Source organism: Mycobacterium kyorinense (assembly GCF_002101735.1).
Classification (GTDB): domain Bacteria; phylum Actinomycetota; class Actinomycetes; order Mycobacteriales; family Mycobacteriaceae; genus Mycobacterium; species Mycobacterium kyorinense.
Genome location: NZ_LQPE01000104.1, coordinates 1 through 8,077, shown reverse-complemented (window position 1 = coordinate 8,077; position 8,077 = coordinate 1). Strand labels below are relative to the sequence as shown.

The window sequence follows — 8,077 nt, the reverse complement described above, 5'->3', positions numbered from 1 at the left end:
GCCGCCGCCTACGAGCCGACCACAAAACCAGCCATCAATCACCGCAAAACACGGCCGCTTGACATAGGAGCAACACGTTCGCGGCATTGGTTTGACCACTTGACAGCTGTCAAGTTTGGTGGCGGTACAGTCTGCCCATGCAGATTCGCGAGCATGTCGGCGCCGGTAAGCCTGCGGTCATCCTCCATCCGTCGGGCACGGTCGTCACCTTCGACGAACTGGAAGCCCGGGCCAACCGGTTGGCGCATTACTTCCGGAGGGCCGGGCTGGTCGAGGGTGACTCCGGCGCGATCCTCATGGAGAACAACGAGCACATCCACGCCGTCATGTGGGCCGCGCGGCGCAGCGGCCTGTACTACGTACCGATCAACACCCACCTGACCGCGGCCGAAGCCGCCTACATCGTCGACAACAGCGCCGCCAAGGCGATCATCGGCTCGGCCGCGCTGCGGAAAACCTGCGAAAATCTCGCCGAGCATCTGCCGGGTGGTCTGCCGGAGCTGTTGCTGATCGCCGACGAGGACCTGTCCGGCTGGCAGCGCTACCCGGAATGCGTTGCAGACCAACCGGATACGCCGATCGACGACGAACGCGAAGGCGACCTGCTGCAGTACTCGTCGGGAACCACCGGTCGGCCCAAGGGCATCAAACGCGAACTGCCGCACGTTCCTCCGGCCGAGGCGCCCGGCATGATGTCGGCACTGGTCGGATTCTGGATGACGCCGGACTCGATCTATCTGAGCCCGGCCCCGCTGTACCACACGGCGCCGTCGGTGTGGTCCATGACCGTGCAGGCCGGCGGCATCACCACGGTGGTGTTGGAGAAGTTCGACCCCGAGGGCTGCCTCGATGCGATCCAGCGCTACCGGGTCACCCACGGCCAATTCGTGCCGGCCATGTTCACCCGGATGCTCAAACTGCCTGAGCACGTGCGCAATTCGTATGATTTGTCGAGTCTGCAGCGGGTGATCCACGCGGCGGCGCCGTGCCCGGTGGAGATCAAGAAACAGATGATCGACTGGTGGGGCCCGATCATCGACGAGTACTACGCGTCATCGGAAGCCATCGGCTCGACGTTGATCACCGCCGAGGAGTGGCTGGCCCACCCGGGCTCGGTCGGCAAGCCGATGGCCTGCGAGATACACATCCTCGACGAGAACGGCAACGAACTGCCGCCCGGGCAGGCCGGCGAGATCTACTTCGAGGGCGGCTATGCGTTCGAATACCTCAACGACGCAGCGAAAACCGCGGCATCGCGCGACAAACACGGCTGGGTGACGGTCGGCGATGTCGGCTATGTCGACGACGAGGGCTACCTGTACCTCACCGACCGCCGCCACCACATGATCATCTCCGGCGGGGTGAACATCTACCCCCAAGAGGCAGAGAACATGCTTGTCACCCATCCAAAAGTATTGGACGCAGCGGTGTTCGGCATTCCCGACGACGAGATGGGCCAAAGCGTCAAGGCGGTGGTGCAGACCGTCGACCCGGCCGACGCCACCGACGAGTTCGCCGCCGAGCTGATGGCGTGGCTGCGCGACCGCTTGGCGCATTACAAATGTCCGCGGTCGATCTCGTTCGAAGCAGAGCTGCCCCGCACCGAGACCGGCAAGATGTTCAAAGGCGAACTGGTCAAGAAGTATTCGTGAGCGTTGTCGAGCTGCCAGCGGGGATCGTCGTCGGTGTCGACACCGGAAACATCAGTGAGCAGCCAACTTTCACGGTGACCGAAGACGCCTGCGACGACCGGCGGGTGATCACCGTGCCGTCGGTGGACGCGATGCTGAGCGAGCTTGGTCAGCGACTGAGGCGTTGGCCGCAGGCCGCAGCGGTGTGCGACGACGTGCTGCGTGCGGTGGATCCCGGCGCGCCCGCGTTTCGCGGGGTGATCACCGAATCGCTGGCCTACTCCACGCTCCAATCCGGCCAGGAATTTGCGCGCTGGCTCGCCGAACGCGGCCCGGCCCGCATGCCGGCGATTCCCGACCCGGTGGTGGCTCGGCGCGACGGCAACACGCTGCGGATCAAGTTCAACCGGCCGTCGCGGCACAACGCGTTTTCCACCGACGCCCGCGCCGCCCTGCTGGAGGCGCTCGACGTCGCGCGCTACGACACGTCGGTCGACGAGGTGGTGCTGTCCGGTAACGGGCCGTCGTTCTGCAGCGGCGGCGACCTCGCCGAGTTCGGCACCTTCAGCGACCCCGCCACCGCGCATCTGGCCCGCACCCGCTACAGCCCCGCCCTGGTGCTCGACGCGCTGACCGCCCGGCTCGGGTCGGCCTGCCGCGCCGAGGTGCACGGTCAGGTGCTGGGCAGCGGACTGGAGATGGCGGCGTTCTGCGGACGGGTGGTGGCGGCGCACGACTCGGTGTTCGGGCTGCCCGAACTGAGCCTCGGTCTGATCCCGGGCGCCGGCGGGACCGTCAGCATCACCCGTCGCATCGGACGTTGGCGCACAGCGTATTTGGTGCTTTCCGGTAACACCATCGACCCGGAGACAGCGCTGGCATGGGGTCTGGTCGACGCGGTGGGCTAGCCGTCGAGCACACCGTGCTCGCGGAGCAAACGCACGACCGCGTCGATCATCAGAGGGCCGTCGAGCAAGTCCATGCTGTTGTGGTCCGCGCCGGGCACCAGAAGGAACCGTTTCGGCTCGTGCGCAGCGTCGTACAAGCGGCGACTCAGATCCGCAGGCACCAGGGTGTCGCGGTCGCCGGCGATCACCAACAGCGGCGCCCCCACGCGCGCGATGCGGCTGATCGACGGATACCTGTCGGCCAACAGTGCGGCGACGGGTAAAAACGGGTAGTGCAACCGGCCGACGTCGGTCAGCGACGTGAACGGCGAGCGCAGCACCAGCGCGGCCGGCGGCGACTCGAGCGCAAGCCGAACCACAACCGCAGCGCCGAGGGACTCGCCGAAGTACACGATCCGATCGACTTCCCGGCGAGCCGACAAGAATTCCCGGGCGGCCCTCGCATCGGCGGCCAGTCCGTCTTCCGTTGGGCGGCCGGGGTTTCCGCCGTAACCCCGGTAGTCGAACAGCAGCACCGACAGACCGGCGGTGTTCAAAGCGGCTGCCAGCGGCGCACGTAACGTGCGGTCACCTCCGTTGCCGTTGCACACCAACACGGCCGGCCCGCCGCCCGCTGCGGGGAAGAACCACGCACCCAGCCGAAGCCCGTCGTCGGTGTCCAGCACGACGTCTTCGCCGCCGGCCAAGACAGCCGCGGCGGGCGGTACCGGCCCGGGCGACGGGAAATAGATCAACCGTTGTTGCAGTGATGTCAATCCAGGCAGCCGGGTGGCCACTTGATGCACGCGATTCGCGAAAAACCGGGTCATAACCCGTCGCTGACTCAGATCCCGCCGCGAGCCACCAGTTGCCCGGCGATCACGTTGCGCTGGATTTCGTTGGTTCCCTCGCCGACGATCATCAGCGGCGCGTCACGGAAGTAGCGCTCGACGTCGTATTCGGTGGAGTATCCGTATCCGCCGTGAATTCGCACCGCGTTCAACGCGATCTCCATCGCCACCTCCGAGGCGAACAGCTTGGCCATCCCGGCCTCCATGTCGCAGCGTTCGCCGCTGTCATAGCGTTCGGCCGCATACCGGGTGAGCTGGCGAGCGGCGGTGAGCTTGGTGGCCATGTCGGCCAGATAGTTGCCGACGGCCTGGTGCTTCCAGATCGGCTTGCCGAAACTTTCCCGCTGTTGTGCATACGCCAACGCATCGTCGAGCGCCGCCGTCGCCACCCCCAGCGCGCGCGACGCAACCTGAATGCGGCCTGTCTCAAGGCCTTTCATCATCTGCGCGAAGCCCTTGCCCGGTTCGCCGCCCAGGATCGCCGAGGCCGCAACCCGGTAGCCGTCGAACGACAGCTCGCACGACTCGACGCCCTTGTAGCCCAGCTTCGGCAGGTCCCGCGAAATCGTCAGCCCCGGCCCCGGCTCGACGAGCACCACCGAGATGCCGGTGTGGCGCGGCGTCGCACGCGGATCGGTCTTGCACAGCAAGGCAATCAGGCCGGAACGCCGCGCGTTGCTGATCCAGGTCTTGGACCCGTTGATCACCAGCTCGTCGGTGCCAGAAGGCAGCGCGGTGGTCGACATGTTCTGGAGGTCGCTTCCGCCGCCGGGCTCGGTCAGCGCCATCGTCGCCCGTAACTCGCCGCTGGCCATCGGCGGCAGATAGCGACGTTTCTGCTCCTCGGTGCCGAACAGCGTGAGCAGTTTGGCGACCACGGTGTGCCCGCCCATCGCGCCGGCCAGGCTCATCCAGCCGCGGGCCAGCTCCTGGGTGACCAGCACATAGCAGGGCATCGACACCGGCGAGCCGCCGTATTCCTCGGGGATGGCCAGGCCGTAAATGCCGATGCGCTTCATCTGCTCGATCCAGGCCTCGGGATACTCGTTGGCATGCTCGACTTCGCGCACCGACGGCTTGACTTCCTTGTCGATGAACTCACGCACCGTCTCGACAAGCATCATCTCCTCGTCCGTCATCAGGACATGCTGACATGACCGGCGGCCCGTACTTCGACCACCTGCATGTCGGGCAGGTTTTTCCCGGCGCCCCCTCGATGACGCTGTCCCCGGGAGTGGCCGCTGTACACCAGAGCATCCTCGGCGACCGGTTGCGGTTGCCCCTGGATGCCGAACTGTCCCAGGCGGTCACGGGGTCGACGGCGCCGCTGGCCCATCCCGGCCTGGTGTGCGACGTCGCGATCGGGCAGTCGACGCTGGTGACTCAGCACGTCAAGGCAAACCTGTTCTACCGCGGGCTGGTCTTCTATCGCTTCCCGGCGATCGGCGACAGCTTGTTCACCCGCACCGAGGTGGTGGGCCTGAAGAAGAACTCGGCCAAACCCGGGCGGGCGCCCACCGGGCTGGTAGCCCTGCGGATGACCACCATCGACCAGGCCGATCGGTTGGTGCTCGACTTCTACCGCTGCGCCATGCTGCCGTTGAGTCCCGGCGCCGCGCCGGACGCCGCCGAGCACGCCGACGACCTCTCGACGATCGGCACAGACCTGGTGCCGCCGCCCTCGGCTACCCAGGAATGGAACGGCGCCGTGTTCCGCGAGCGCATCCCCGGGCCGCATTTCGACCCCGGCATGGCCGGTGCGGTATTGCGCAGCAGCGCCGACACCGTCAGCAGCGCACCCGAGCTGGCCCGGCTCACGCTGAATATTGCTGCGGTGCATCATGACTCGCGGGTCGCCGGACGCCGGCTGGTTTACGGCGGCCACACCATCGGGTTGGCGCTGGCCCAGGCCACCCGATTGCTGCCCAACTTGGCGACGGTGCTGGGCTGGGAGTCCTGCGACCACACCGGCCCTGTGCACGAAGGCGACACGCTCTACAGCGACCTGCACATCGAGTCCGCGCAGCCGACCGACCACGGCGGCGTGCTGACGTTGCGGTCGCTGGTCTACGCCGTCAGCGAATCGGACGAGCCGGACCGGCAGGTGCTGGACTGGCGGTTCACCGCGCTGCAGTTCTGACGCGCGCACAATGGTGGGCGTGGACGCGGCCGCAGCAGACTGGGCCGGCAGCGGCCTGGCCTATCTGACCGGCCCGCCCGATGGGCCGCCCGATTTCTCCCGCGCCGCCGTGCTGACCCAGGCGCGACGGGTGGCTGCCGAGATCGCCGAGCTGACCGGCGTCGAGGTTGATGTCGCGACGGTATTGGCGGGCCGCGCGGCGCTGCGCGGCTTGACCCGGCAAGGCTCGATGTCTGCGGGTGGCGCTACCCGGTTGCTGCCCACCGCCGACGGCTGGTGCGCGATCGCGCTGCCGCGCCCCGAAGACATCGAGGCACTGCCCGCGCTGCTGGAATCCGACACCATTCGCGCGGATTACTGGCAAGCGCTAACCCATTGGGCCGCAACACGTTCCACGCACAATGTGATCACCCGCGCCCAGCTGCTGGACATTGCGGCGGCGGGGCTTGGCGAGGCCGGCCCGGCGGCGCCGATGGTGCGCCGAATCGGCGACCCGATTCCGCGAGGGGATCTCGACGGGCTGCTGGTGGCCGACCTGTCGTCGCTGTGGGCCGGGCCACTGTGTACCCAGCTGCTGGCCCGGGCGGGCGCCGTCGTCGTCAAGGTGGAAAGCCCGGCCCGGCCGGACGGCACACGCCGCGGCGAGCCGGCGTTCTTCGACTGGATGAACTTCGGAAAACTGTCCTACGCCGTGGATTTCGACGACGAAGCCTTGCGTGAGTTGCTGACCGCCGCAGATGTCGTTGTCGAGGGTTCCCGGCCGGCGGCGCTGCGTCGACGCCGGTTGAGTGTCGATGACGTGCCGGCCCGGGCCGGCCGGATCTGGTTGCGTATCGGCGGTTACGCCGGTCAGCCGGACCGGGCGGCGTTCGGCGACGACGCCGCGGTGGGGGGCGGGTTGGTCGGCGAAGGGCCGGTGTTCTGCGGCGACGCCATCGCCGACCCGCTGGCCGGGTTGGAGGCGGCGCGGGCGGTGGCGCAGTCGTTGGGCCGCGGCGGCGGCGAGCTGATCGAGGTGTCGATGGCGCAGGTCGCCGCCGGCTACGCCGCGCTGCCGCAATCACCGCCTTGCCACGCACCCGTCGCCGCGCCGCAGCCGCCGCCACCGAACCCGTCGGCGTCCCCGCTCGGGGCCGACAACGCCGCGGTAGAGCATATCGTCGCCGAAAAGCTCGGCGCGCCATGCTGATTCGACGTGGGACCCGGCTGGACGGCGCCGTGCTCGACGTTCGGGTCGGCGCGCAGATAAGCCAGGTAGGCAAGGATCTCACGCCGCTGCCCGGTGAAGAGGTGTACGACCTGGCGGGCGGCACCGTGATACCGGGCTTGCACGACCACCACGTCCACTTGCGCTCCGCGGCCGCAGCCGAAACCTCGCTTCCGGTGGGGCCACCCCAGGTGCGCGACCGCGACGCGCTGGCCGGCGCGCTGGCCACCGCACAACCTGGCGACGACGGCTGGATCCGCGCTATCGGCTATCACGACTCAGTGGCCGGGCCGTTGGACCGGACGACGCTGGATGCGCTGGCGCCCGCCGTACCTGTGCGGATACAGCACCGCAGCGGTGTGCTGTGGATCCTCAACTCGGCCGGGCTGGCCCGGGTCGGGCTGGCCGACCATCCCGACGGGCGGCTGCGCAGCGCCGACTCGGATTGGTCGGGGGCATTGGAGCGCCGCGACCTCGGGCTGGCCGACGTCGGCCGCCGGCTGAGCAGCTACGGCGTCACCGGGATCACCGATGCCACACCGGATCTCGATGTCGGCGACATCGTGCAGTTGACCGAGCTGCACCGCCACGGTGAACTACGCCAGCGGCTGCATTTTCTGTCACCCGGCAAGCGAATACTGCACGACGACAACTTGGACCTCGACGAACTCGCACACTGGATCGCCGAACGGCACCGGTGCGGTGGACCCGTCGCCATCCACTGCGTGACCGCCGCCCAGTTGCTCGTGACGATCGCGGCGCTGCAGCAGGCCGGCGCACATCCGCGCGACCGCATCGAACACGCGGCCGACACCCCGTCCGACTGCCTCGACGACCTGGTGGACCTCGGGGTGACGGTGGTGACCCAGCCCAATTTCGTTGCCGAGCGCGGTGATCAGTACCTGGCCGAGATCCCGGCCGGCGAACACCACCAACTGTGGCGGGTCGCGTCGCTGCTGCTCGCCGGTGTTCCGGTGGCGCTGTCCACCGACATGCCGTTCGGTCACGCCGACCCGTGGGCGGCGATGCGCGCCGCGGTGCACCGCATCACCGCGAGCGGCGCGGTGCTGGGCGCCGACGAATGTATCCCGGAGCGGCGCGCGTTGATGATGTTCCTGGGCTGGCCCGAGCACCCCACCCGGGTCCGCACCGTCGAGCCGGGTCAGCCCGGCGATCTGTGCCTGCTGACCGCACCGCCCGAAGCCGCGCTGGCCGAACTGGACGCCGATCTGGTCGCCGCAACGATCATCGGCGGCGAAATCGTCTACGCGGCAGGGTGACTTCGTTCGCGAGCGTGTTGCTCCTATGTCAAGCGGCCGTGTTTTGCGGTGATTGATGGCTGGTTTTGTGGTCGGCTCGTA

7 protein-coding genes are annotated in these 8,077 nt (G+C 68.1%); 5 read left to right on the top strand and 2 right to left on the bottom strand.

Annotation, left to right across the window (positions count from 1 at the left end; translation table 11 throughout):
• Positions 1-137: 137 nt before the first annotated feature.
• Both fadD4 and AWC14_RS12405 read left to right on the top strand, forming a co-directional pair.
• Positions 138-1,652: a fatty-acid--CoA ligase FadD4 gene (gene fadD4, locus AWC14_RS12410; protein WP_045377937.1), complete on the top strand. Its 1,515-nt coding sequence runs from the start codon at positions 138-140 to the stop codon at positions 1,650-1,652.
• On the top strand, positions 1,649-2,539 hold the full coding sequence (locus AWC14_RS12405) for an enoyl-CoA hydratase/isomerase family protein (RefSeq protein WP_428838967.1): 891 nt from the start codon (positions 1,649-1,651) through the stop codon (positions 2,537-2,539). Before fadD4 ends, AWC14_RS12405 begins: the two co-directional genes overlap by 4 nt.
• Here AWC14_RS12405 and AWC14_RS12400 read toward each other — a convergent pair.
• The gene (locus AWC14_RS12400) at positions 2,536-3,348 is read right to left on the bottom strand and encodes an alpha/beta hydrolase (RefSeq protein WP_081968102.1); all 813 of its coding nucleotides are present in this window, start codon (positions 3,346-3,348) and stop codon (positions 2,536-2,538) included. The genes AWC14_RS12405 and AWC14_RS12400 overlap by 4 nt on opposite strands.
• A gap of 14 nt (positions 3,349-3,362) precedes the next feature.
• Entirely contained in the window at positions 3,363-4,508 is a 1,146-nt protein-coding gene (locus tag AWC14_RS12395) for an acyl-CoA dehydrogenase family protein (protein ID WP_045377934.1), read from the bottom strand.
• A gap of 14 nt (positions 4,509-4,522) precedes the next feature.
• Between AWC14_RS12395 and AWC14_RS12390 the strand changes: the two genes are divergently transcribed.
• The 3 genes from AWC14_RS12390 to AWC14_RS12380 are packed head-to-tail and all read left to right on the top strand — an operon-like array spanning position 4,523 to position 7,996.
• On the top strand, positions 4,523-5,509 hold the full coding sequence (locus AWC14_RS12390) for a MaoC family dehydratase (RefSeq protein ID WP_045377931.1): 987 nt from the start codon (positions 4,523-4,525) through the stop codon (positions 5,507-5,509).
• Between the two features lie 10 nt (positions 5,510-5,519).
• A complete protein-coding gene (locus tag AWC14_RS12385) occupies positions 5,520-6,698 on the top strand; it encodes a CoA transferase (RefSeq protein ID WP_045377928.1) in 1,179 nt (392 codons plus the stop codon).
• On the top strand, positions 6,692-7,996 hold the full coding sequence (locus AWC14_RS12380; protein ID WP_045377926.1) for an amidohydrolase family protein: 1,305 nt from the start codon (positions 6,692-6,694) through the stop codon (positions 7,994-7,996). Before AWC14_RS12385 ends, AWC14_RS12380 begins: the two co-directional genes overlap by 7 nt.
• The last annotated feature ends 81 nt before the right edge of the window (positions 7,997-8,077 follow it).